We start from the raw sequence: 23,050 nt of genomic DNA, 5'->3' as shown, positions 1-23,050 counted from the left end.
TTGATGCGCGCCTCGGCGATGAGCCTCGTTTTAGTCTGTGGAGACTTTCTCTTTAGAGAGTATCCTTCCCTTTTCGTCCACTGTCGTGGTTACGAAGTGTTGCTTATGATAGTCGATTCCCATATACTTCATATATGCACCACCTTTAGCCTTAAAAGGCTCTGGGTTTAAAACCCGTAGAAGGATAGCTTAAGCTATCGCTCTGTAATATGGGAGGTGCATTTTCTTTTTCATGGTATCATTCTGGCTTCTCCAGAATCTTTCTTTCGATTCCGAACAAGTCGGAAGGATTCCCGACGAGCGGGAATGACTACGGCTTCCAGAAAGGATTCCCGACAAGCGGGAATGACGGATCGTTGTAAACTCATTAATGGAACAGGACCTTAGGATTTGAGCTTGATGATTCCCCGTGTGATGGCAAATTTTATAAGCTCTGCTTTTGTGTGGAGGTCAAGCTTCTCGGAGATGTTTGTCTGGTGTGCAATAACTGTCTTGTCGCTTATTCCTAAGGTAGAGGCTATCTCTTTATGGGTATAGCCTTCTGCTATGAGCTTGAGAACCTGTTTTTCCCTGTCCGTAAGAAGTTCGTATGGGTCTACTGCCTCCTTATGTTTTCCAACATAGCCTTCTATGACCTCCTGTGCAATAGAAGGATGTAGATACGACTGTCCTTTGGCAACCGCCCTTATGGCTGTGATAAGGTCAGAGCCAACTGCCCGTTTAAGGATATAGCCTGAAACGCCTGCCTTAAGAAACCTGCTCACATATTCCTTATCGTCATACTGGCTAAGGACAAGGATTTTTATATCGGGGTGTCTCTTTTTTATCTCTAATGTTGCCTCCATGCCCCCAAGCCCTGGCATGGCAATATCCATAAGGATTATGTCGGGCTTAAGGGTGTCTGCCTTCTCCACTGCCTCTTTTCCGCTTTCTGCCTCGCCTATGACCTCCACATCGTCATACAGCTTAAGAAGTGCAATTATGCCCTCTCTGACTAAAGAGTGGTCGTCTGCTATTATGATTTTTGTCTTAGACATTTTTAACCTGTCCATGGAATTATAACCGAAATCTCGGTGCCCTCTGCAAGTCTCGAGCAGATGGTTAATCTGCCATCGAGCAAGGATACCCTCTCTCTCATGCCCAATATCCCAAACCCAATGCTTTCGTCTCTGTCTCCTAAAAAGGTCACTGCATTGACATCGAAGCCAACTCCATCGTCTGCGATTGTTATAAGGATATTTGAGTTTGCGGATTCCATAAACACAAACACCTCTTTTGCTCCTGCATACTTTGAGATGTTGATTATTGCCTCTTGTATAACCCTGAAAAGCATAAGCTCAGCCCTTTTCGATTGGGTATAACTCAGGATTGCAGTTCTGAACCTGTCGGTAATGTTTAGGGAGTAAGATATCCCTTTCTCTCCGATATGTTTTTCAAGTAGCCACCTTATGGCTGACTCAAAACCCAAATCATCCAATATAAGGGGTCTCAGGTCCTGGATAAGCATGTTTATGCCATCTAACACATGCTCGACCTTTCCCTTAAGCTCGGTCATGCCACCAACAGGAAGTCTCCCCTCTCCGATGGCTATATCTGCTATCTCGATTGACATACCTAATGCGGCAAGAGATTGGCTGGTCTCGTCATGCAGTTCTCTGGCTACCCTTTTTCTTTCCTCCTCCTGTGCAGTTATAATCTTCTCAAGAAGACTTGCAAGCCTCCTTTTGTGCCTCATCAGCTCCTCTGTCCTTTCAGCCACCCGGCTTTCAAGCTCCTCATTATGCCTCTCGATTCTGTCATGGGATTCGGAAAGCCCTATTCGCATTGCCTCGAAGTTCTCGCTGAGAAGCCCTATCTCGTTTGCAGAGACAACCTTTACTGGCTCTTTAAGATTGCCTTCGGCGATTCTTTTTGTAGCGGCTATAAGGGATTTTATGGGTTTCACAATGCTACTACTAATTCCAATTGCGGCTATAAGGGCACTTCCCATGGATATGAAGCCCAGAAGAAGAAATTTCTTCTGAAGTTCCTTTGATGGAGCAAAGACAACCTCTTCTGGCTCCCTTACAGCCACCCCCCAGAGGGTCTCCGAAAGGGGGGAAAAGGCAAGCATGTCAGTTGTCTTTTTTGATACGGCATCTTCAGGGCTTTGAGCGTCTTCATGGCATCTATGGCAGGTTGCCACTGCTGTTTTTTTAGTCATCACAAGGTTATTGAGAAATCTGTCATGGTCGCTACAGGTAAAAAGCCTGCTTGGCTTGTTCGATGCAATGACCGTTCCTTTGCTGTCTATAAGCTCTATCCATGTGCCTGCCTCTGCAGGTATTGCCTTGATGACAGAGCTCAGCATATAAGTGGTCGGGTTTATCTCTCCGCCTGCTAACCCTATTATAGAGTCGTTTTTATCCCTTAAAGGGACAAGCGCAAATATAGTCCTTTTTTGGGTCTCAGGCATTGTATAGACATCCGATATTACAGCTCTTTTTTCCTCAAAGGCTTTTTTGACATATGGGACAGCCATGAGGTTTTCCTTTTGCCTTCCAGGGGGATAGTTGAGAACGATGTTTCCCTGATGGTCAAGAAGGAATATGCCGTCTGTGAAAATAGAGTACTGATAGGCAGTTCTGATTGCCTTTTTTTCAGGCTCCCAGTTGCCATCCCGAATATCTATGGCACCAGCTAAGGAAAGGTCATAAAGCCTTGTAATGTTTCCCTGAAGCAGTGCATCCGTATAATTGGAGATGATATTTGCAAGCCTAAGCCTGTCATCCAAAGAGCGGTTTATACTGTCTCTGATGCTCAGGTGGCTTACAAGACCTAATGTTGCCAGTAAAACGGCAAGGCTTAAGAGGGTTGAAACTATAATTCTTTTTTGCACCCTATTTCCCCTTTTTAATTATATCAGGCAGATATAAATGGGGTCAAATGGATGCACTAAAATATTAAGGATAAAATCTTATACATGAGCCATGCAAATAGGGCACATAGCGGAAGCGTAAAGACCCATGCCATGACTATCTTTTTTGCAATACCCCATCTTACGGCACTCAGTCTTTTTGTTGCACCGACACCCATTATGGATGTAGATATGACATGGGTTGTGCTAACAGGAAGTCCAAAGGCAGATGCCCCTAATATGATGGCTGTTGCAGATGTCTCTGCGGCAAAGCCATGTACAGGCTCAAGCTTGAGCATGTGAACCCCGAGTGTCTTTATTACCCGCCAACCTCCTAATGCTGTGCCCAAACCCATTGCGAGAGCACACATAAGTATAACCCAGAAAGGCACTTCTACCGTGTGGATTATGTCACCGCTTACAAGGGACAGTGTTATTATACCCATGACCTTCTGGGCATCGTTTGCCCCATGGCTGAATGCCATAAAACCCGATGAAAGAATCTGAAGCCTGCCAAAAACCCTGTTTATTCCTCCAGGTGAATGCCTTCCGAACATCCTGAGTATGAATTTCATAAATATAAAGCCAAAGACTATCCCTATAAAAGGAGATGTAACCAGAGACGAGAATATCTTTAGCAGACCCTGAATGTTCAGGATTTCAACCCCTCCATATGCCACCGATGCTCCAATGAGACCTCCGATGAGTGCATGTGATGCACTAACAGGAAGCCCTGCCATAGTCATGGCACTGTTCCATATAACCCCTGAAAGCAGTGCAGATGCAACAACAATCTCCGTAACTGCCGTGGGGTTGACAATGCCCGTGCCTATTGTCTTTGCAACTTCAGTCGAAAAGAATGCACCAAGAACATTCATCACTGCCGCAAAGATAACTGCCTTAAGGGGTGAAAGAACCCTCGTCGATACAACAGTGGCTATTGCATTTGCAGAGTCATTCCATCCATTGCTGATGTCAAAGAGTATGGCAAGAGCTATGATAACGATAAGTATCTCAGGCATACTTGAGCACTATGCCTTCGAGGATGTTTGCAACATCCTCGCACCTGTCAGAGGCATTCTCGAGATGCTCGTATATTTCTTTCCACTTGATTATAATGAGCGGGTCCGTAAAGTCATCAAAGAGTTTTCCGAGAGCATCCCTGAATGTTCTGTCTACCCTGTTTTCAAGTCTGTTTATCTCTATACAGTGCTCCTGAACATGGGCATAGTTCTTAAGCCTGAGTTCTTTTATAGCCTTCTGCATAACCTCTGTTGTTGTATGGAGTTCCATCGCAAGGTTTCTTGAGGCATCGGTAGGCTTATCCACCTTAAAGACCATCAGCCTGTCTACACCTCCCCATATGAGGTCAAGAACATCGTCTATCCTCGAGGCAAGCGAATGTATGTCCTCACGGTCAATAGGGGTGAGAAAGGACTTGTTGAGCTTTCTCATTATGTCATGGGTAAGCATATCGCCTTCCTGCTCTGCCTCATGGATTGCCTTTGCCCTTGCGGCAAGGTCATCGAAATTCTCCATGAGCGAAACGAGCAGGGCTGAGGCTTTCGTGAGATTCGATATAGCCCTGTCGAAAAGCTCAAAGAAGTCTATCTCTTTTGGAAAAAGTTTCATAAGCCCTTATTAAGGTATCTTACTATAATATAAGAAATCTCCGGATTAAATCAAATAAAATGTTTTAATGATTTTTTCCAACCTATTTCTATTCCTTTCAAAAACCCCTCCCACTACTGTAAAATCTATTTCAATGGCTATTAGGTCAAAAACAATAGAAAGGTCAATACTCAAGGAGCTTTCCTTTACATTCCTTATAGCTTTAATTTCTTTTAACTTCATACTCATGATGGAAAAGCTCCTGAAGCTTACAAGACTTCTTTCATCGGTTGGTGCATCCATGCTCGATATGGCAAAGATAATTGCTCTAATTCAACCTATGCTTTTTACGCTTTCCGCTCCTCTTTCTTTCCTTATAGCGGTTCTCTTTACATATGGAAGGCTGAACATGGATAATGAGCTTACAGTGCTCAGGACAAGTGGGATGTCTTTCTGGTCTGCCACCTTGCCTGTCAGGTCATTCGGTGCGGTCTGTTTTATTTTGGCATTAGCCTTCAGTTTTTATATATCTCCCTTAAGCTCAAAGAGGCTCAGAGAGACTGTAACTACGGTCATATCTCTTAGGACGCCTTTTGCAATACAAGAAGGTGCTTTCTGTACGGCATTTCCTGACATTGTCGTTTATGTAAAGGAAAAGCCCACTCAGGATACACTCAAGGAGATATTCATTTATGACGAAAGGGACAAGAAAAGGCATGCAACCCTGTTTGCCAAAAGAGGCAGGGTAGATGCAAGGGACTACAATATCTCTTTTTCTCTGACCGATGGATTTATGCACATCGTAAAAGGAGAGGTCTCAACAGAGCTTTACTTTGACAGATACAGGTTCAACATGCAAGTGCCTGTAAAGGAAGACAAAAGGAAAAGGGCTGAATTTACACCATTTGAACTTTTAGGTGAAGCCGGGAAATCAGAAGAAGGATCAGACATCATGGTCTTAGAGTTTCACAGAAGACTCAGTTTTCCTTTGCTCTGTCTTATGATAGGGTTTTTAGGTCCTCCCCTGTCCCTTATCTCAGGCAGAACAGGCAGGCTTGGAGGGCTCACCATAGGGCTTTCCCTATTTGCAGGGTACTACTCAACACTCATCTACTCAGAGAGGCTTTCGATAGCAGGTAGCATACCTCTTTCTCTTGGTGCATGGGCGCCCATGGCGATTCTAAGCATACTGACATTTCTGATTTGGAGAAGGCCGGAGTCAAAATGAAAGTCAAAACGAGTATGCCAACTATCACGAGGTATTATCTTAAAGGGTTTTTAAAGCTCTTTTTGATAATTGGCATTGGACTTTCTTTTATATTGAGCATACTTGAGCTTTTAGAGAAGCTCGATGAGCTCATAAGGCATGCCGTATCTGCATCTGACATAGCTCTCTATGCCTTTTACGGTTTTCCAAAATATCTTTCATATCTCATGCCGCTTTCTGCTTTACTTTCGAGCCTTTTTATCCTTGGACAGGCAAGTAGAAGAAAGGAAATCGTGGCAGTGATGGCATCAGGAGGAAGACTGAAAAAACTCCTTCTTCCATTTATATTCGTTGGTGTCCTTTTGAGTCTTATAGGGTTTGGCTTAAGCGAGTTCATCGTTCCTGCCTCTTTAAAAAAGGCAAAGGACATTAAGGTATCTAAGGCAAAGACATTACAACCCCTTTTCAAGGAAGGAACCGTATGGCTCAGAGGAGAGGATGGCTCAATCGTCAGAATGAACCTTTATCTGCCTGAAAGGGAATTAACAAAGGGCATAAGTATATTTAAAATCAAAGAAGGCTCTCTCAAGCAGAGGATAGAGGCAGAGGAGGCTATCTATGAGTCAGGCTCGTGGATTTTGAAGGATGTCAGGGTCTTTGACATTTCCGATGCATCTACCCGTAGGATTTCTTCGATGAGGTATCCATATCTTGAGTCTCCGAAGTCTCTTATGAAAGAAATCAAAAAGCCCGAGGAGATGGCAATCGTAGAGCACATACGATATGTAAGAAAACTAAATGCGGCAGGCATTAAAAATACCAAGCTCACCGTGGACATGAACTCAAAGCTCTCTTATCCTCTGATTAACCTTTTCATGCTCGTAATCGGCATATCCTTTTCAGTAAGAAGAGGGCTTCATGGGCTCCTGAGCAGTGCCATTGGAGTCCTCATAAGCCTTCTTTACTGGTTTGGCTTCACAATGGCACTTTCCTTAGGGTACGCAGGGATTCTGCCTGCATTTGTGTCTGCATGGAGCATGCCTTTTATATTCAGCATTGCATCCGTTTACCTTTTCATGACAATACCCGAATAGGGGCAATCACTATGATTTAGCTCATACCTATATCCTCTGGAAATGTTAAAATATATATAAGATGTTGAGGGAAAGCTGTCCAGGGAGTAGAGAGATAAGAAGCCCATATCCAGAGGAGATAAGGTGTGTGTTCTGTGGCAGTACATGCGAGATATGGAGTGACGAGAATGAGGCAGTATGCAAGTCTTGCGGAAAGACCATAAGCAGGGAAATGCCTCTTACATGCATTCAATGGTGCCCTGCCGCAAAAGAGTGTATTGGTGCCGAGAAATTCGACCGCCTTATGGGCAAAGACAAGATGCCTGCCAGAAAACCTTATCCTGTAAGATAGGAGCTCAAGGAATCCTCTATCTCATCGAGTGTATCTGTAATAAGAAGAGGCACGAGTGAGGCAAGATAATTCAGGTTTGCAACCGCAGTTATGCTTGCATCTTTTTCAGCCGCACTTTTAAGCCTCTGGGCTATGCCTGCATTGACCTTCATCACCTCATCGTAGATAGCCTCAAGCTCCTTTAGGTCCCAGTCGGGTTTCTTGCCCTTTCTTTTTAGGAAATACTGGATTAAAAGATACATGGAGACAATCCTTACCACTGTCTCATGTATTGTTGCAAACGGCAGGTGGTATCTCACAAGGGGCTTCAGTTTCTCCATTCGTGGACAGCCTGATGTAACCATGTATATGCCTAAAAGAGAGCTTAGTGCATCTTCCATAGTCGTAGTCTTCGAGATATCCCTCTGTTTTGTCATTACAAGGACATGGACATTCTCGTAAGATGTGCGGTCAGAGAATACACTAACGAGGCTTGCGATATTAACTGCAATGGGGCAGAACTCATGCTCCGATTTATTCAATGGACAGTTATGGCACTGATTGAATGTGAGCCTTGCCCATTCAGGCGGCACCAGATTTTCAGGGGCAATAAGAAGAAGTGTCTTAGGGTCAAGAAGAATCTCAAAGCTCTTTGTGGAGCCATCGATGAACTTAAATATATAATTGAAGCTAAGAGGCGCCATAACGGATATTATATTTTACAGAATGCCTTTTGGTCAACATTACCCTTGGTGGAGTAGCCCATTGACTGCATAGACATTTATTGCGCCTTCTCTGCCTCTGACAGTTATCTCTTTCAAGCATTCGGCATCCACCACATCTTTCACCTTCAGGTAAAGGGCGTCTGTTATTACGGGCTTTTTTACTTCCCTGCTAAGGTTCTGAAGCCTATGGGTGAGGTTGACGCTGTCTCCTATTGCAGTGTAGTCGACCTTTTTGCCCTCAACACCTATATTCCCCACAATGGCATCTCCTGTGTTAATACCTATTCCGCACTCGAGGGGCTCGCCTCCTTCTAAGACCCATTTGTCCTGAAGCCTTTTCATCTTTTTCATCATCTCAAGCGAGCATGAAACTGCAAGCTCTGCCTGATTTTCCTGCTCTATGGGTGCTCCCCAGAATGCAAAGATTCCATCTCCAAGGAATTTATCGAGTGTGCCATCATAGTGCATTATCACATTTGTCATCTCCGAAAGAAACTCATTGAGGATTCTGACTACAACTTCAGGCGTATGCTTCTCGCTGAATGTAGTATATCCCCTTATATCGGTAAAAAGGACTGTTATTGTCTTTCTGTCTCCTCCTACCTTTGCCTTTTCAGGATGCCTTACAAGCTCGTCAACTATCTTCTTTGACACATAGCTCGAAAACATCTTTCTCATTGCCTTTGCCCTTCTTTCGACAGTAAAGAACCTTAACGATGCAGAAACCGAATAGGAAAAGATTATACTCATAATCGGATAAACCATGCTTATCCACTGCCCTGAAAGGAACACCCTATAGGCAAGATAAGTGTATCCCAATACGAGTATGACAGCAAAGGGAAGGGCTATAAATGCCCTCACCTTCAAGGTTACAAAATAAGTTATCAATGTCAGTCCAAATATAAAGAAAAGGTCTATGAGTGCCTCTTTGTCTCCCTTTCTCATGAACCTTCCCCTTATAATGTTATCTGCGATATTTGCATTAACCTCAACTCCAGGGGTGTTATTGGAAAGCGGAGTTACCCTCAGGTCGTATATGCCGATTGCAGTTGCACCAACAAACAGGATTTTTCCCCGGAGCTCATCCTTACTTATTCTTCCCTTAAGGACATCCGAGAAAGAATACCTTTTATAGGTTTCATGTCCTGAATAATTAATCAGCATTCTGTATGAGCTGTTCACAGGTATGCTGACATTTCCGAGCCTTATCTCATAGTCATCCACATCTACGCTGTCTGCTTCTATTGCCTCCTTGGCGGCAACCAGAGAAAGAGAAGGGTAAACCCTGTCCTTATAGGAAAGCAGAAGTGGCGTCCATCTTACAACACCATCCTCATCAGGTGTCATATTGATATGGCTTATATTCTTTGCAGAGCCCTGAAGCTCGGGGAGGTTTTCTATCAGGTTAGTTGTCTTTCCGTCCTTTGAAAATTCAAGCACAACTGCTAATGTGACCACTCCTGAGCGTTTTACAGAGGTTGCAAACGCCTTGTCTGCCTTCAGGGATTCCTTTTCAGGAAAAAATGCATCGAAAAGCAGTGCCTTTGCACCTCCTTCTGTTACAATCTCGATGAGGTTGGAATAGTGCTTTCTTGTCCATGGAAACCTGCCCAGCTCCTTGATACTCTTTTCGTCTATAACAATCAGAGCTATGTCTTTTGATGGAGGCAGTGAGCCTCTCATCTTGAATCTGAGGTCATAGGTCTTGCTCTCAAAACTCTCAAGAAACCCAATCTGTCTGTAGTAAAATAATACTCCTATGAGGGCTATGGAAAAAGATATAAAGATATTTACGATTGTCCTTTTTTTCATGGATTTAGAGCCTTGTAACCTCGTAGTTTTCCTGATGTAATTCCGGGTCTTCTGTAACGACAATCTTCACTTTAAACTGGCCCTCGAGCTCCTCGAGCCCCTGTCTTTCTTCGTCTGCCAAAAGCTCTGCAACGGTTGGGTGTGCCCTTATGACGATTTTTGTGCCTTCTGGTCCTGCTATCTTCTTTACCTTGCGGAAGATTTCATAGCAGAGTGTGCGGGCAGATTTCACTAATCCCCTGCCCTCGCAATACGGGCATGGCTCGCTCAGGATTCTGCTTACGCTCTCCCTGACACGCTTTCTTGTCATCTGTATGAGCCCAAGCTCCGATATATGAGATATGGTGTTTTTAGACCTATCCTTAGCCATTGCCTCTGAAAAGGCATTAAAAACCTTCTGCCTGTTTTCAAGCTTTTCCATGTCAATAAAATCTATTATGATAATGCCGCCAATGTTTCTTAGTCTTATCTGGTATGCAATCTCTTTTACTGCCTCGAGGTTCGTCTTAAGGATAGTATCTTCAAGGTCTTCCTTGCCAACGAATTTTCCTGTGTTTACATCTATGACAGCCATTGCCTCTGTATGGTCTATAACGATGTATCCACCTGATTTAAGCCATATCCTTCTTCCAAGTGCCCTCGATATGTCAACCTCTATGCCATATGCATCGAATATAGGCTCTTCTGCCTCGTAAAGCTGTATCTTTGTGCTTAGTTTAGGGAAATAGGTATTAACAAACTCCTTGATATGGTCAAACTCAGAGGCAGAGTCTATGATTAATCTATCTACATCCTGGCCCATAAGGTCCCTTACGCTTCTTAGAGAAAGGTCGAGGTCGCTATAAAGTAGCGAGGGCGTAGTGGTGGCATTGTCTTTTTTCCTTTGAATATCTTCCCAGACATGGATAAGAAATTCGAGGTCTCTTTTGAGCTCTTCCTGTTCGGATAACTCGCTAACGGTTCTCACAATCAAACCAAAGCCCTTTGGTCTTAGTGTTTCGACGATTGACTTAAGCCGTGCCCTTTCCTCTTCGTTTTCTATGCGTCTCGAGACACCCACATGCTCTACATTTGGCATCAAAACAAGATACCTTCCGGGGATGGTTATATAAGATGTCACCCTTGCACCCTTAGTGCCTATGGGGTCTTTTGCCACCTGCACTAAAATCTCCTGACCTTCCTGTATGAGTTCGTCTATGTGAAGGTCATGTCTTGATTTTGGGGGATAAAGCTCGATGGCATGGATTTTTTCCTCCTCAAGGAATTTTGCAAAGTCCTCTTCTATGTCGGTCCTTATGTCTGCAACATAGAGGAATGCCGATTTTCCCAGTCCTATATCCACGAAGGCAGACCTCATGCCAGGCAGGATTTTGATAACCCTTCCTTTATATATATTTCCGACAAGACTTGCATCCCTTTTTCTTTCGAGATAAAACTCCACCACCTGACCGCCTTCAAGGAGGGCGACCCTCATTTCTTCCCGTGTAACATTGATAAGGATACTGCTTGTCATCTTATTGGAGCCATCCACCTGCCATCAGTAGAAAGACCATAAAGGCAAAGCCTCGTTATGTCGAACTCACAAAGGGGCGCACCAAACAGCTCTCTGAGCACATCATCTAATCTTACCTTCTTATGAGCCGTGTCCTTGAGTATAAGGTTTACCTTTTCGTTCATGACATTTAGAGCCTCTACCGTGCCATCTGTGTTTTGCTCCTGCCTCCTTTTATCGAAGTTCTCAGCCCCTCCTATTATCTCATATTCGTATCGCGATATAAAGCTCTGAAGTGAGGGCTCGTTAAGGCTTACAGGATGAATTCTTTTTATCTTCACTCCGTCTTTTAATTCCGAATTGACCATTCCGATAAGCTCATCGAGATTGTATGGGGAGAGGACCTCCATGTCAAAATACTCCTTTAGTCCAGAGACTCCAACATTAAGTGGAGGGCAAAAAGAAAGCCTTGGCACAGGATGGAATCCCTCTGAGTATCTGAGCCTTACGCCTGCCTTTCTAAGAGCCCTGCTCATGAGGGTTATAAGCTCTCTGTGGGAAAGATAGCGGAGCGCTCCTGTCTTTGAAAACTCCACCCTTAATCTGACAGGCTTTCTTAGGAGATGTGTTTGGATGGAAGGTGTTTGTGCAACCAAGTTGGAATCTTCGGTTGAGACCGAATTGGGGTCTTTCGCTTTGCAATTCAGCCCGCAAACAGCGCATGAGACCCGACAGCCCTCTGTCTTTTGGCATGAATGTGCTAATCGAAACTCTTTTTTCAGAAATTCCTTATTTATCCCTGTATCGATAATATCCCATGGAAGAGGCTCATCTATGCCAAAGTCCTTTTTTGCATACTGGAAGACATCGATGCCTGTCTTGTCCATTGCCCTAAGCCAGAGTCCAAAGTCAAATGCCTCTGACCATGCAGGAAGTTTTACCCCTTCCATGAAAGCAGTCTCGATAAGCCCTGAGAGCCTTTTGTCGCCTTTTGCTATGACTGCCTCAAGCAGGCTCATATGCTCGTCATGTCCCTTAAGGTTTATACCCTTAAGTGCCTTTTTAAGATAAGCTTTTTTTGCCTTTATCTCGGAGATGTCCTCCATGGCACACCACTGAAATGGGGTGTGAGGCTTTGGAACGAAAGGAGACACAGAGACATTGATATTCACATACCTCGAGGTATAGGTCTTTGCAGTCTTTAGTGCCTTAAAGACCATTTTGGGTATTGCCTCTATGTCTTCATGTGTCTCTGTTGGAAGCCCTATCATGAAGTAGAGCTTAAGATTGTGCCACCCTGCCTTGAATAGGCTTACGAGTGCTCTCTCATAGTCTTCCTCTCCAAAGTCCTTATTTATAACGCATCTTAGTCTTTCTGTTCCTGCCTCTGGAGCAATAGTAAAGCCTGTTTTTCTGACAGACTTAATCTCCTTGAGTATGTCGGCATTGACTGCCTTGACCCTTAAGGAAGGAAGTGAAACAGAGACCTTATCCATAGAGAACCTTCTATTGAACTCCTTAAGAAGCGGGATAAGCGAGGTATAATCTCCTGCGCTAAGGGATGTGAAAGAGACCTCCTCGTAGCCAGTTGAGGCAAGGGAGTTCTCTACGAGGGCAATTGCCTTTTTAGGTGTCCTTTCCCTCACTGGTCTGTATATCATACCTGCCTGACAGAACCTACAGCCCATTGAACAGCCCCGTGAAACCTCTATGTTTATTCTGTCGTGAACTATTTGCGCATAAGGCACAACTGGACTTGTGGGATAGGGTGCATCATTTAAGTAGCCTATAATCCGTCTTTTTGCATATGAGCTTTCAGAAGGCACATATATCCCCTCAATCTCGGCAAGCTTCTTAATCAGCGAGTGTTTTCCTTTATCCCCATGATTCTTCCATCTTAAAACCGTCTCTGCTATTTCCTTTATTGCCTCCTCGGCATCTCCTATAAAGAAGGCATCTATAAAAGGAGACATTGGCAAAGGGTTTGTAGTGCATGGGCCACCTGCAATTATCAAAGGAGAGCTATCCTGCCTTTCCTCTGCCTTGAGGGGAATGCCTCCGAGGGAAAGCATATTTAAAACAGCAGGGTATGAAAGCTCATACTGAAGGCTAAAGCCTATAATGTCAAACTCCCTTATAGGTGTTTTCGATTCTAAAGAGCAAAGGGGGATTTTCTTCTGCCTCATATGAGCTTCCATATCAAGCCATGGATGAAATGCCCTTTCTGCAGAAGCATAAGGCAGGTCGTTGATAATCTTATATAGAATCTTGAGTCCAAGGTGGGACATGCCAATCTCGTATATATCGGGGAACGAAAGACAGACCCTTAATGAGGCATCCTTTTTTATGGAGTTGAGCTCGTTATTTATGTATCTGCTTGGTCTTTGAAAACAGGAAAGGTTCACCTATTAGAATATCATCTATAAAATCATCTTGGCAAATGCTAATCGATGCTCGCTTTTGAGCCAAGGTTGTTTCAGGCAGCTACTGCCTTCTGTGCCTTCTTCTCTGCGGCAAGCCTGAAGACCTCAGTCGCATTGAATGTCCCATCTATTGCCTGAACAGGACATTTTGATGTGCATATGCCACATCCTATGCATCTACTCTGGTCAACAGAGTGCATCTTCTTAAGCTCGCCTGAGATTGCATCCTGAGGACAGACTTTTTTGCATATCAGACAGCCAATACAGTTATCAAGCACAAATGCCTTTGGCCTCGATGGTATAAAATCAAAGATTGCACCGGTTGGGCATTTTGGAACGCATAGCCCGCAGACCTTGCATTTGTCGAGGTCTATCCTTGAGAGGTTGCTTGTAACCGAAGGTGCATCGAACGGGCAGACCTTTGCGCATATTCCACAGCCTGTGCAGCCAACCTTACAGTTTTTCCTTGTATCTCCGCCCTTGTCTTTTGAATGGCAGGACACTAAGACAGCCTTTTTAGCAGGCAGTATCTCTATAACCTTTTTCGGGCATGCCTGCTCGCATTTCCCACAGCCAGTGCATTTCACTATGTCAATCACTGGCAGGTAGTCTGGGCTCATCGTTATTGCACCAAACGGACATGCCCTCATGCATGTGCCATAGCCAAGGCATCCGTAGATACAGCTTTTGTCTCCGCCACCTGTAAGAGTTGCGGCTCGGCAGTCCTCTATGCCCTCGTATTTAAATCTTTTTATAGAGTTTTTCCAATCTCCCTGACACATAATCCTCGAAAATATGGGCTCTCTAAGCTCAGCCACCTTCCCTGTGATTCTTGCTACAGCGGCTGCAACCTTTGCGCCTCCTGGGGTGCAGAGATTTGGTGCGACCTGAGGGTTTTGCACAACTGCCTCTGCATACTGCTGACATCCTGCATATCCGCATGCACCACAGTGTGCTCCTGCAAGAACATCCTTGACCTGCTCTATGCGGGGGTCCATCTGAACTGCAAACTTCTTTGCGGCAAAGGCAAGCCCCGCTCCGAAAACAGCACCAAGACCTGCAATGAATACGGCTGTGAATTTTAAAAGAGGCACTATGTCAATATGCTCTTTTGCCTCTACTCCACCACCTACACCAACCTCTGGCAAAGGAATAGAATGGATTATCTGTGTAATATCTATCTGCCCAAGAAGCTCGAATATTGGTTTTAAAAGCTCAAACATCTCTTTTCACCCCTTTATTAAAGATAACATGCCCTTTAAAGGGTTATCAACCCTGAAAACCCTGTAAATGCTAAGGCTATAAGCCCTGTTGTCACAAATGCTATTGGAAGCCCCTGAAACGGTCTTGGCACTCTGGCAAGCTCTAACTTTTCCCTGATGCTTGCCATTATAACAAGTGCGAGGGAAAAGCCAAGACCCGAGCCCACTCCAAAGGCAAGGCTTTCTATAAGGTCATATCTCTCGCCTGCATTAATCAAAGGCACTGCAAGGATTATGCAGTTTGTAGCTATAAGGGCAAGGTAGACGCCCAACTTATAGTAAAGCCCTGGGCTTATCTTTCTCATTATGATGTCTGCTGACTGCACAAATGCCGCAATAATCCCTATGAAGACAATTATCTTAAGAAATGTTATATCCAGAGGTATCATTGCATACTCATATACAAGCCATGCCAATGCCGCACTGATTACCATGACCGCAGTGAATGTTATGGACATGCCAACTGCTGTCTCCATCTTCTTTGAGACCCCAAAGAATATACATAGCCCAAGAAACCTCGTAAAGACAAAGTTGTTTATAAGGGATGCGGCTATTATAAGCTCTAAAAGTCTTCCGAATTCCATAATACCTCCTTAAATATTTTACTATATTCTAAGTATTAAATTCATTCAGTAACTATGGTTTTTGTTCATGGACACTTCCATTCGTATGTGCGTGTTTCATATATCCTTTTTCCCCAATTTGGATACACCGCTCCACCACATTCTTCGCCAGCCATGATGCAAGTAGGAATTGTGCAAAAAGCTGTACAACCAGATGGACAACTGTAAAAAGGCAAATAATAACAATGCCATACAACTTTATATCTGTATTTTCCTCTATAGACCTCACATGAAGTAACTGGGTAACATTCATTGTAAGGGTTCGTGCAGGTGCATGCGTCAACAAGGATAAATTTTCCTGCATCCGTAACTCTCACATCCTGCGTATCGGATGTTCCACAAGCAGGACAGGTTGCAGTTATACCTAACGCCCCACAGGCATTTGAACCCGCAGTAAGCACTCCGTTCTGTGTTATACTCCCGCCTGTGCCTGAGACAGACCACTCCACAGTGCCAAGGCATCCAGTAACCTTATAATCATTACTTTGATTCCTTAGAATTGTGTCCTTTGCTTGGGTTCCGTCCTCGTTTACTATGGTAATGGTAGGCTCACAGCCAATTAATACTTTCTTTCCTACTATAGCACCCTGTTCTTCTCCCATAGTCCCACTAAATACGAGGATGTATTCTCCCTCGGCCTTGGGCTCTGGTGCAGAGGGTGGCTGAAATGAAACACTTTCGCTTCCATATGCGGGAATATTAAGAGTCCAATTGGCTATCTTGTGTCTTTCATTGTTTATGTCGTCATAATAAAGTTCAAATGTTCCGCTCATTGGCTCAGATGTGAGGTTTTTGATAATATACCAGCCTGGGTTAGGAGCACGCTTCATATCAATCTCACCTCTAAAGAAATAATTTAGCAGTCCTGCTGAGTAGCCAACGGCGCGGGGAACTAAATGCTGGGCATATTCCTCATGGCACCTGTTATCCAGAAATAATGTCTTTTTATATACAAGTGGAATCGGCAATACCAATAATTCTGCTGAGAAATACTTTAATGCCACAAGATGTTTTTTGCCATAGCCTGAAATATAAAATGTATTATGCTCTATATTATCTGGAGTGGTTATTTTGATAATCGGCAAATACTCAAAGTCGCTGAAGTTGGTATCCTGCCTTCTTGGATGTGGGAAAAAGTCTTCTTTGAAAATAGTATCTTTACTGAAAAAGTTTGCATTGGTGTATTCTGAAAGCCCGATGGATGTGCTATCGTATGCTATGCTTCCATTATAAAACTCAGTGTCCCAGAACTGTTTAGGTGCATAAGGGCTTATTGAAAGATTTTGATGTTGAAAGGGGACTAATGTATAGTTTAAACTTCCCACTCTATTACTTATATATCCTTCAAATGGGTCTGCTACATGCATATCATCTCTCGTATGTGCTGGCACAGCCATGTCCTGAACAAGGTGCATAATCCTTCCCAATGTCTCAAATGCGATTGAAAGGGATTTTTCTCTGTCACCTTTTGTTGTTGAAATAAGCCCTGAATAGAAACTGCCTCTTGCATCTTGCCATAGGAAATTCGCCCTCTCATAGGCGGATTCCCCGATTGTGACTCCAAACTCCGTTAAGCCCTTGTTTGTAAGTGGATTGTAAAAATGGCTCGTAAGAATGTCAACGGTATAGTCCTCCTTTATACTGCCTTCTTTAATCCACTCTCTGACTTCTTTTTTATTGATAATCTCCTTTATCCCACCAGTTAATCCTATGTTTTTAAGATAACTATTATAACTATCAAGCTTTTGCTCTATTACCTTTTCAGTGATTTTTATGTGGACATCGGTAGAAAAAGCATCCAGTTGATTACACTGCAGAAATATCACTAAAAGACTAATGCATGTGCAAATTTTGTTTTTCAGTTTTATCACGGTTCTATTTCTCCTAGTAGTCCGAGATTTTTCCTTTCCTCATTTAGTAACTTTAATAAAGTAGGTAACTTCCTATATGCTTCGAAGGGATGTGGTTGTGCATTGCTTTGTGTCAACGCTCTTTCTTCTTTTATCTTTGGTCTTCCCAGCTTTATAACGTAATAATGCTTCTTATCCCTGAATTCTTCTCCAGTAAAATCAGGCATTCGGGATAATCTTTCTTCCATTGCTGCCCCAATAGGCGGATAACCAAGATACCCCGGTTTAAAGACCACGAATTGAGGCCAGCCCAGCTTCGTAAAGGGCCAGAGGTGAAAGCATGAAGCCTTTGGCACGGTGAATCCACCGTTTTTGTCTGTTAGTGTCTCCTTCGCATCGCAAAAGCGTGGTATTGGACCTTGAGGGCTTCCATAAAGTGCAAGCTCCCATACCCCAGCTACTACAGCACCTTCTATAGGCTTTCCTGTTTCCAAATCAACTACTTTACCTTTATAGGGACCATCCGTATAGTAAATCCACCCACCGCACAATCCCTCGGATGCAATCGCTAAAACAAAAATCAAAGCCAAGTAGAACTTCTTCATCCCTTAGACACCTTAAAAATCTCTAATCCTCCAAATTCCGTCTTTGTCTTTTACAAAATAGATAAAATAGCTTATACATCCCCTTCTGCCAACTCACTCCTCATCCCCTCCCACTTCCCTTTAAGCAAAGCATCCATCTCTGCCTTTGAAAGCACAGTGATTGCAATCACATCCCAATAGCTATTGCCTTGACTGTCTATGACTACTACTGTTGGATAAAAAATCCCTTCTAAGATATATGTATGGCTTATATCCTCAAAAGAAGCTCCTGTCCAGTCAACAATCCCATCTCCTTCAAAATCCATTTGATATGACGAAGGAGTGAGGTTTGAGATGGAGGCTGAGAAATAGGCTGTAAGAGGCGCAATGCCTGATTCAATGTTTGAAGATAACTCTATATAACTACTTGGTATTACTGCATTAACTGTTATAGAGCTTGTAGCAGTTCTTAGTGCATCCTTTACTGTAACAGTGATTGTATTTACTCCTTCAACTAATGGCACATTGCTAACAACAAACTGATTGCCATAAACATCTGCCACTATTCCATTTACAGTTACCCCTAACTCGCCTACGAAATTTTCTATTGTCCCAGTTACTATTACCTTCATGCTTGATATTGTCTCTCCTGCAGATGGTGAAAGGACAGTGATGTTTAGCGGTAGTGTTGCTATTCTTACTTTAATGAAGTTTCCACCTTGCCCTTTCAAGACTACTTTGATTGTATTGTTTGATTGAAGGTTTATTGGCTTTATAGATGGATTGCTCTTTCTCAGGTCTCTGGAGTCTAATACCTCTACACCATTAATGCTAACAGAGACATTCTTTACCTCGTTAAGACCATCCTGCCCGCTTTGAACCCAGAGCTGGTAAGCACCATAATATGCCTTAAAGGTATCTATGTAGGTAACAGGCTTGCCTTTAGGCTTATCGTATTGCTTGCTGAATACTATAAATTCTGATTGAGCTAAAGAAGAACCAGCATCTACTAAAGAAATAATGAGTATGCCTAATATTAATAAAATCTGTTTTGCTACTGTCATCAATAGCCCCTAATGCCCTCCTGCGCCTCCAGCGCCCTTTCCACCATAAAACCTCATATCTACCCAGTTAAAAAACCCCATAAGTATGCCGACTGCAAAAAATCCTCCTGTTGGAAGAAGCATTATCAGGAGGGGTTTGAAGGGAGTTACCTCAATTATCCACCTTGTGCCCTCAAGAAGGGTGCCCCTTCCAAGAAGCTCTCTAAAGAAACTGATTGTAATGAGTGCAAACATGAAGCCAACACCCGAGCCTATGCCATTAAATATAGATGGCACTACCTTTTGTTTGCTTGCAAACATCTCTGCCATTGCAAGGATTGAGGCAAAGGCAACGATAAGCTGTATATAAAGGCCCACATCCTTGTATGTATCCCGAACAAATGCTGCCATTGCCATGTCTGTGACAGAGACCCAGCCTGAGATTATGAGCATGAATATGGGGATTCTGATTTTTGGGTTGATGAAGCCCTTGATGGAAGACACCGTTATATTGACCATCACCTGCACAAAAAGCACAGCAATACCCATCCAAAAGCCGTTTTTGAGGCTGTTTGTGACTGCTATTGCAGGGCAGAGGCTTATGGCAAGCCTGAATATGGTATTTTCCTTAAATAGCCCATCCCTAACAAGATGCCAGTAATTATGCTTTTCTGCTTCGTGGTGGTTCATTCTACCCCCTTCCCGTGAGTTTTCTCCTCCTCAGGTGCATTGCCTTCTGCCTTTTCCTTAAGCATCGTGACTGCATCCTTTACTCCATTTGTTACAGCCCTGCTTGAGATTGTTGCACCTGTGATTGCCTGTATCTTGTCAGGTGTCTCTGTCTTAACAACCTCAAGGTGGTCTAAGTCTTTGCCATCGAACTGCTTAAGGAAATAATCCTTTTCTATCTCATCTCCTAAGCCCGGGGTCTCTGCATGCCCTAAGATTTTAATCTTCTTTATAACAAGGTTTTTGTCCGTTGCCACAAAGACATGTATGTAGCTTGAATATCCCTTGCCAAAGGTCTCGGCAACATACCCTGTGGTTTCATCTCCGCTTTTTGCCTCATAGAAGTTAGCATGCTTGTGAAGGGGCTGCCACTCTCCTGCATTCAGGATGCTTCCTGCATCAGGCATCATCTCCTTAAGTGCGGCCTGTTTTTCCTCCTCGTTTTTCTGATAGATGACAGGTGAGGTTTTTGCGTAAACTCCTGCAAGCAAAAGCCCTCCTATAATGTATATGACTGCAAGATTAATAGTGATTTTTATCATGTCTTTAGTTGTCATTTCTTCTCCTCCTTCCTCTTGCCAAACGGAACTGCCTTCAAGCTTCTATCTATGAGAGGTGTAAAGCAGTTCATAAGGAGTATTGCAAACATTACGCCCTCTGGATACCCTCCCTTAAGACGGATGAGCATTGTTATTGCTCCACACCCAATCCCAAAGATAATCTGACCCTTTCTGACAGTTGGCACAGTTACATAGTCAGTTGCCATAAAGAATGCCCCCAGCATAAGACCACCACTTAGGAGATGTAGTAGGGGGTCGCCTGCAAAGAGCATGAATTTGTCTGTCTCTGGGTTTTTTCCTCCAAATGCCCATGCCATGACTGCTACTGTTGCAAGGAAAGAAAAAGGAATATGCCATGTTATATACCTTTTATAAAGAAGAAAAGCCGCTCCAATAAGAAGTGCTATAACGGATGTCTCGCCCAGAGAGCCTGCACGCTGTCCAAAAACAAGGTTGCTATAGAGGTCAGCCTTTGTGCCGAATTCCGTAATGAGCCTTCCAAGTCCTTCTTCTTTGAGGATTCCCAGAGGTGTTGCAGTTGTCTTTGCATCCATTGCAACGAACCGGGCAGTTGGCTCAATCCATGTGGTCATTGCCCTTGGCCATGTAATAAGCACGAATGCCCTTCCTATGAGGGCTGGATTGAATATGTTAAAGCCAAGACCGCCAAAAAGCTGTTTTGTTACAGCCACTGCCACGAATGAGCCGATTATTGGTATGTAAAAAGGCGCTCCAGCAGGAAGGTTCATTCCTAAAAGAAGCCCTGTGAGAACTGCACTGCCATCTCTTATGGTTATCTCTCTGCCCGCCATCTTTTCGACAGCCCATTCAGAGACAACTGCCGTTACGGTTGAGATTAAAGTGACATAAAGTGCCTTTGGCCCAAAGAAATAAAGCCCTGCAACAAGGGCAGGCAAAAGAGAGATATTCACTGCCCACATAATCTTCGAGACGGTCTCTCCGCTTTTAATATGAGGGCTTACGGATACTATGAGTTCATGTTCTTTCTTTATAGCCTCCATCTCAGCTCCTTATGGTTTTTATTTACTAACAAATCTTTATAGTCTTTCTATCAAATAAAGGACATTATACTTTAGCAAGGCATATGCCTCTGGGGTGAGGTGTTTGCCCTTTAGGCATCCCTCATATGTTTCACACCCCTGTGCCTCTATCTCATTAATTAGAGCATTTAAAATATTCTTAGCAGTCTTTGTGTCTCCTGCGGAAAGCTTTTTCCTTGCGGCTTCCAGTTTCTGGTCAAGACTCATCTCTATGCCCTTGTTCGTTATCCAGCCCAAAGAGGATGCCTCATGCTTCATGGAGATGATGTAGTCAAGGAATGAAAGGGGGTTGAAGTCAGAGGGAACAGGCCCGGGGGCTACGGTTTTCAGTACAATTTTTTTAAATTTCTCCGGGTATTGTTTTTTTAAACCGCTCAGGACTTCTTCATAGGCATCATTCACTTCATTGGATGCATCCTCCAAGCTGGGGCCGTAATATTCCACCCTCCTTTCTCCAAGAAAGGCGGAGTTTAGTATTGCCGGAGGCCCCGCGCTTTTAAAGGAAAAGCCTCTCTCGGTCGCTCCCACAGGAATACCGGGCGGTTCACCGTGAGTCTTTGCCCAATGTATTTCATTCTGTTTTCTATAATTGGCCGAAATATACCATTCCTTTGAAGGCGCAGCATAATCATAGATGCTTGTGCGGTATTCAATTATTGGTATATAAAGGGGCTGCTTCCCTCCCAAATTAGATATTTCGTATTCGTATGAATAATCTTTTCGTGCTGAGTCATATGCAGCCATCGCTTTGATGACAGGCATAACTTTGTTCGGCGGGTCATATATGCCAGATACCTTTTCTCCGCGTAGTGTCACCCACTCCATTACGAACCAGTCGTTTTGAGGGTCGTACCAACCCTTGACCAATTCCTCATTACCTGCCGTAACTCCGACCGACCACAACGAACCCACCAACAGGGCTATTATCGGTAGTTTTGTTTTCATATTATTCCTCCGCGCATAAAATCATATCCTTAGTTTTATATAATCGGAAATACAGATGCCAATGCTGGGGCTTGCCGTGTAAAAGGGGATAGCCATGATTCTCGCAAACAATGCGATTAAATCTTCTCTTCTCTTTAGCATCCATATCCCTGCTCCTCACATCCACATCCGTTCCTAACCTATGGGTAATGTGGCCAGGGGTCGTTAACCAGTTGTTCCCTGCATCGAAAAGCCCTCCCCATATGAGGCTCATATCGTTAATATCAAGAGCTTCACCTGTCAATATGTAATATAAGTAGGCTATGTTTTTCATATTGTCTACCACGTCAGGCCTCGCAAAATGGTTTGAAAAATGTAACGACTGCACTGCCGGCTCGAAAAAAGGCACGCCAACGAGATTCCAATACCCCCAATAGGTAGCAAGCATTTCTACAAGCCCTTTCACCTTCACATCTATATACTTCTTTATTTCCTTTTCTGTTCCCCTAACAGTCAATATTATCTCCTCTGTCCCTGAAACTTCTGAGCTGGTATAAGTCGCAGTTTTCTCTGTCTCACCCGATGAGAAAGAAACATTTGTCGGGCTTATACTACCTTTGGGTCTTCCATCATTTATCAGGCCATGGTCATGCCCGCCTGACTTAGGGTCGGGTATGTCAACCTTTAAATCCACAATGCAGCCTCCAGCCGGCGCGGGTCTTGTAAGAGAAACTCTTACCTCTGCCTGTGTATTTCCGACACTTGGCTGCCCTGGTGGCATCTTCGGTGCTACCCAATCACTCGCAAGTGTCACATCACCAATTTCACAACACCCCTCATCAGT

The 23,050-nt window shown here is 43.7% G+C and carries 21 protein-coding genes; 3 read left to right on the top strand and 18 right to left on the bottom strand.

The features are described from left to right. Positions 1-383 precede the first annotated feature (383 nt). The 4 genes from HY805_10415 to HY805_10400 are packed head-to-tail and all read right to left on the bottom strand — an operon-like array spanning position 384 to position 4,528. Entirely contained in the window at positions 384-1,037 is a 654-nt protein-coding gene (locus tag HY805_10415) for a response regulator transcription factor (protein ID MBI4824623.1), read from the bottom strand. Positions 1,038-1,039: 2 nt separating this feature from the next. Beyond that, on the bottom strand, positions 1,040-2,878 hold the full coding sequence (locus tag HY805_10410; GenBank protein MBI4824622.1) for a HAMP domain-containing protein: 1,839 nt from the start codon (positions 2,876-2,878) through the stop codon (positions 1,040-1,042). Between the two features lie 56 nt (positions 2,879-2,934). Beyond that, on the bottom strand, positions 2,935-3,918 hold the full coding sequence (locus HY805_10405; GenBank protein MBI4824621.1) for an inorganic phosphate transporter: 984 nt from the start codon (positions 3,916-3,918) through the stop codon (positions 2,935-2,937). Continuing rightward, positions 3,911-4,528, bottom strand: a complete 618-nt coding sequence (locus HY805_10400) for a DUF47 domain-containing protein (GenBank protein MBI4824620.1) — start codon at positions 4,526-4,528, stop codon at positions 3,911-3,913. The genes HY805_10405 and HY805_10400 overlap by 8 nt, the downstream gene beginning before the upstream one ends. Positions 4,529-4,661: 133 nt before the next feature. Here HY805_10400 and HY805_10395 point away from each other — a divergent pair, with 133 nt between their 5' ends. The 3 genes from HY805_10395 to HY805_10385 all read left to right on the top strand — a co-directional run bounded on the left by HY805_10395 (position 4,662) and on the right by HY805_10385 (position 7,139). Beyond that, entirely contained in the window at positions 4,662-5,735 is a 1,074-nt protein-coding gene (locus tag HY805_10395) for an LptF/LptG family permease (protein MBI4824619.1), read from the top strand. Then, positions 5,732-6,808, top strand: a complete 1,077-nt coding sequence (locus HY805_10390; GenBank protein ID MBI4824618.1) for an LptF/LptG family permease — start codon at positions 5,732-5,734, stop codon at positions 6,806-6,808. The genes HY805_10395 and HY805_10390 overlap by 4 nt, the downstream gene beginning before the upstream one ends. A 61-nt stretch (positions 6,809-6,869) precedes the next feature. Then, positions 6,870-7,139: a hypothetical protein gene (locus HY805_10385; GenBank protein MBI4824617.1), complete on the top strand. Its 270-nt coding sequence runs from the start codon at positions 6,870-6,872 to the stop codon at positions 7,137-7,139. Here HY805_10385 and HY805_10380 read toward each other — a convergent pair. The 14 genes from HY805_10380 to HY805_10315 form a co-directional block, all read right to left on the bottom strand. Next, positions 7,124-7,822, bottom strand: a complete 699-nt coding sequence (locus tag HY805_10380; protein ID MBI4824616.1) for a hypothetical protein — start codon at positions 7,820-7,822, stop codon at positions 7,124-7,126. The two genes, HY805_10385 and HY805_10380, sit on opposite strands and share 16 nt — an antisense overlap. Positions 7,823-7,861: 39 nt before the next feature. Next, positions 7,862-9,718 carry an adenylate/guanylate cyclase domain-containing protein gene (locus HY805_10375; protein MBI4824615.1) on the bottom strand — a complete coding sequence of 619 codons (1,857 nt, stop codon included), beginning with the start codon at positions 9,716-9,718 and terminating at the stop codon, positions 7,862-7,864. Then, positions 9,660-11,168, bottom strand: coding sequence for an Rne/Rng family ribonuclease (locus HY805_10370; GenBank protein MBI4824614.1), 1,509 nt, complete (start codon positions 11,166-11,168; stop codon positions 9,660-9,662). Before HY805_10370 ends, HY805_10375 begins: the two co-directional genes overlap by 59 nt. Further along, positions 11,165-13,552 (bottom strand): DUF2344 domain-containing protein, encoded by a 2,388-nt coding sequence (locus HY805_10365; protein MBI4824613.1) that lies wholly within the window; start codon positions 13,550-13,552, stop codon positions 11,165-11,167. The genes HY805_10370 and HY805_10365 overlap by 4 nt, the downstream gene beginning before the upstream one ends. A 71-nt stretch (positions 13,553-13,623) precedes the next feature. After that, positions 13,624-14,793: an RnfABCDGE type electron transport complex subunit B gene (locus HY805_10360; GenBank protein MBI4824612.1), complete on the bottom strand. Its 1,170-nt coding sequence runs from the start codon at positions 14,791-14,793 to the stop codon at positions 13,624-13,626. A gap of 35 nt (positions 14,794-14,828) precedes the next feature. Then, on the bottom strand, positions 14,829-15,416 hold the full coding sequence (locus tag HY805_10355) for an electron transport complex subunit RsxA (protein ID MBI4824611.1): 588 nt from the start codon (positions 15,414-15,416) through the stop codon (positions 14,829-14,831). A 65-nt stretch (positions 15,417-15,481) separates the two neighbouring features. Further along, the gene (locus tag HY805_10350; GenBank protein ID MBI4824610.1) at positions 15,482-17,281 is read right to left on the bottom strand and encodes a hypothetical protein; all 1,800 of its coding nucleotides are present in this window, start codon (positions 17,279-17,281) and stop codon (positions 15,482-15,484) included. Positions 17,282-17,322: 41 nt separating this feature from the next. Beyond that, on the bottom strand, positions 17,323-17,910 hold the full coding sequence (locus tag HY805_10345) for a hypothetical protein (GenBank protein ID MBI4824609.1): 588 nt from the start codon (positions 17,908-17,910) through the stop codon (positions 17,323-17,325). 71 nt (positions 17,911-17,981) lie between these two features. Continuing rightward, positions 17,982-18,953, bottom strand: a complete 972-nt coding sequence (locus tag HY805_10340) for a hypothetical protein (GenBank protein ID MBI4824608.1) — start codon at positions 18,951-18,953, stop codon at positions 17,982-17,984. A 9-nt stretch (positions 18,954-18,962) separates the two neighbouring features. Then, entirely contained in the window at positions 18,963-19,622 is a 660-nt protein-coding gene (gene rsxE, locus HY805_10335) for an electron transport complex subunit RsxE (GenBank protein ID MBI4824607.1), read from the bottom strand. Beyond that, a complete protein-coding gene (locus tag HY805_10330) occupies positions 19,619-20,218 on the bottom strand; it encodes an RnfABCDGE type electron transport complex subunit G (protein MBI4824606.1) in 600 nt (199 codons plus the stop codon). Before HY805_10330 ends, rsxE begins: the two co-directional genes overlap by 4 nt. Continuing rightward, positions 20,215-21,243, bottom strand: a complete 1,029-nt coding sequence (locus HY805_10325) for an RnfABCDGE type electron transport complex subunit D (protein ID MBI4824605.1) — start codon at positions 21,241-21,243, stop codon at positions 20,215-20,217. Before HY805_10325 ends, HY805_10330 begins: the two co-directional genes overlap by 4 nt. 36 nt (positions 21,244-21,279) lie before the next feature. After that, a complete protein-coding gene (locus tag HY805_10320; GenBank protein MBI4824604.1) occupies positions 21,280-22,227 on the bottom strand; it encodes a hypothetical protein in 948 nt (315 codons plus the stop codon). Position 22,228: 1 nt separating this feature from the next. Further along, positions 22,229-23,020, bottom strand: a complete 792-nt coding sequence (locus tag HY805_10315) for a hypothetical protein (GenBank protein ID MBI4824603.1) — start codon at positions 23,018-23,020, stop codon at positions 22,229-22,231. Positions 23,021-23,050: the final 30 nt, after the last annotated feature.

The sequence above is a fragment of the Nitrospirota bacterium genome (assembly GCA_016207905.1).
Lineage (GTDB): Bacteria > Nitrospirota > Thermodesulfovibrionia > Thermodesulfovibrionales > JdFR-86 > JACQZC01.
Note: the sequence above shows the minus strand (reverse complement) of the source record. Positions and strands in the feature narration are given on the sequence as shown.

Coding starts and splice junctions, on each gene's coding strand:
- HY805_10415 (MBI4824623.1), bottom strand. CDS start 1,037: ATGTCTAAGACAAAAATCATAATAGCAGACGACCACTCTTTAGTCAGA.
- HY805_10405 (MBI4824621.1), bottom strand. CDS start 3,918: ATGCCTGAGATACTTATCGTTATCATAGCTCTTGCCATACTCTTTGAC.
- HY805_10400 (MBI4824620.1), bottom strand. CDS start 4,528: ATGAAACTTTTTCCAAAAGAGATAGACTTCTTTGAGCTTTTCGACAGG.
- HY805_10395 (MBI4824619.1), top strand. CDS start 4,662: ATGGCTATTAGGTCAAAAACAATAGAAAGGTCAATACTCAAGGAGCTT.
- HY805_10390 (MBI4824618.1), top strand. CDS start 5,732: ATGAAAGTCAAAACGAGTATGCCAACTATCACGAGGTATTATCTTAAA.
- HY805_10385 (MBI4824617.1), top strand. CDS start 6,870: ATGTTGAGGGAAAGCTGTCCAGGGAGTAGAGAGATAAGAAGCCCATAT.
- HY805_10380 (MBI4824616.1), bottom strand. CDS start 7,822: ATGGCGCCTCTTAGCTTCAATTATATATTTAAGTTCATCGATGGCTCC.
- HY805_10370 (MBI4824614.1), bottom strand. CDS start 11,168: ATGACAAGCAGTATCCTTATCAATGTTACACGGGAAGAAATGAGGGTC.
- HY805_10360 (MBI4824612.1), bottom strand. CDS start 14,793: ATGTTTGAGCTTTTAAAACCAATATTCGAGCTTCTTGGGCAGATAGAT.
- HY805_10355 (MBI4824611.1), bottom strand. CDS start 15,416: ATGGAATTCGGAAGACTTTTAGAGCTTATAATAGCCGCATCCCTTATA.
- HY805_10345 (MBI4824609.1), bottom strand. CDS start 17,910: ATGAAGAAGTTCTACTTGGCTTTGATTTTTGTTTTAGCGATTGCATCC.
- HY805_10340 (MBI4824608.1), bottom strand. CDS start 18,953: ATGACAGTAGCAAAACAGATTTTATTAATATTAGGCATACTCATTATT.
- rsxE (MBI4824607.1), bottom strand. CDS start 19,622: ATGAACCACCACGAAGCAGAAAAGCATAATTACTGGCATCTTGTTAGG.
- HY805_10330 (MBI4824606.1), bottom strand. CDS start 20,218: ATGACAACTAAAGACATGATAAAAATCACTATTAATCTTGCAGTCATA.
- HY805_10325 (MBI4824605.1), bottom strand. CDS start 21,243: ATGGAGGCTATAAAGAAAGAACATGAACTCATAGTATCCGTAAGCCCT.
- HY805_10320 (MBI4824604.1), bottom strand. CDS start 22,227: ATGAAAACAAAACTACCGATAATAGCCCTGTTGGTGGGTTCGTTGTGG.